The sequence below is a fragment of the Candidatus Eisenbacteria bacterium genome (assembly GCA_030017955.1).
In the GTDB taxonomy this organism is placed as follows: Bacteria; Eisenbacteria; RBG-16-71-46; order JASEGR01; family JASEGR01; genus JASEGR01.
Genome location: JASEGR010000230.1, coordinates 1 through 1,296, shown reverse-complemented (window position 1 = coordinate 1,296; position 1,296 = coordinate 1). Strand labels below are relative to the sequence as shown.

The 1,296-nt window shown below is 55.4% G+C and carries 2 protein-coding genes; both read right to left on the bottom strand.

Features of this window, described 5'->3' with window-relative positions:
• Nucleotides 1-59: 59 nt before the first annotated feature.
• Nucleotides 60-569 carry a hypothetical protein gene (locus QME66_13925; protein ID MDI6810039.1) on the bottom strand — a complete coding sequence of 170 codons (510 nt, stop codon included), beginning with the start codon at nt 567-569 and terminating at the stop codon, nt 60-62.
• Nucleotides 566-1,296: RHS repeat-associated core domain-containing protein (locus QME66_13920; GenBank protein ID MDI6810038.1), on the bottom strand; the 731-nt coding region annotated here is incomplete at its 5' end. The genes QME66_13925 and QME66_13920, both read right to left, overlap by 4 nt.

Below are 1,296 nucleotides of genomic sequence, written 5' to 3'. Positions count from 1 at the left end.
AGAGGCGGAGGGGCGCAAGCCCCTCTGCCTACTCGACCAGGGCCGGAGGGTAGAACCGTTCAATCGGCCCCGGTGAAACGGTAAAAGCAGCGTGACTTATTCACGTCGAAGATGACCCTCAGTTCGGAAGTTATCACCTCGGGATTTTCGTTCTGAGTACGTTTCTCCTCGTAGTAGAAACCGCTGTCCACGGATAGCAATCCTGCGTTCAATGGAGACGCCTCCAGGTACCTGCTGCTGCCAATTTCCATAAACTGCCATCCCTGAGCGGCGGCCCAGTGAAGGAATTCTGCCTTGCTAATCGTGAAATTCACATAGATAACGCGGCCCAGCGGCCTGACATAGTAGTGAATATCTCTTGCTGTTGCTGGCAAGATCTGCGCGAGCAGTGAAAGCTTTCGATCGGACTCGACGGCTTGACGGGTTGGCAGTTCGCCTTCGAGAGAACGGAGTCGAGGACTCCGGACAAGTATGAGTAGGAACATCAGACCAAGAGCAATGGCAAGAGTCCAGACAGCAAAAAGGAAGAGTCTCTTGATCATGGGCTGAACCCAACAGCGTAAGCTCATTTGTCGCAACAACCGCTCTTGGCTTCCTGCCAGCTTGCGCTTACCGGTACGGCGAAGATGTTAAGTCCCACCTTCTCACAGGCGCCTTCCAGATAGCCGAGAAGATCACCCCACCACGGATTGCCCGGGGCAAAATAGCCCTTGCTCTTGAGTTCCTCAAAACTGTTGCAGTCAATCGAATCGGAGAAGTTCCATGTGGCCTGGAGGGAGTATTTTCGGCAGGTCTTGCAGGTGCTGTCACTGCTCACCGTCCCTGTTCCGGTTTTCGACCAAGAGCTAATGTTAAGCAGCGCACCCAGAATAGGTCCGGTAAAAGTTACATGACCACTGGCCTTTAGCGGATGAGAGCCGACTCCCTGCGCACAGACTTTTCCGGCTTCCTGCGCCATTTCCGTCGACACCTTGTCTTTCATTTCCTGCGCCCCGCTGATAATGGAGCCGAGGTCGATGAGACCAAGCCTGTCCACGTAGTTGATTGCACTGTTCCGGACGAACATGTACAGGTTGATACCGCCAAGCTCCCCGATCGGATCTCTATTGAGCCATCGCCCGAGTTCCGGCGAGTAAAACCTGTAGCCGTAGTAGAGCAGTCCGGTTTCCGTATCGGTGTACTTGGAGGAGAAGCGGATATTGTTTGCCGCGGCCAGGGCGCTGGAGGAGGCGAGAAGCTTGCCGTAGGGGTTGTACTGGTAGCGGGCCACGACCGCGCCGGAGGCGCCCGTGAGCG

Bases quoted from the DNA above. Each gene is read 5' to 3' on its own strand.
- QME66_13925 (MDI6810039.1), bottom strand. From the start codon at position 569: ATGAGCTTACGCTGTTGGGTTCAGCCCATGATCAAGAGACTCTTCCTT.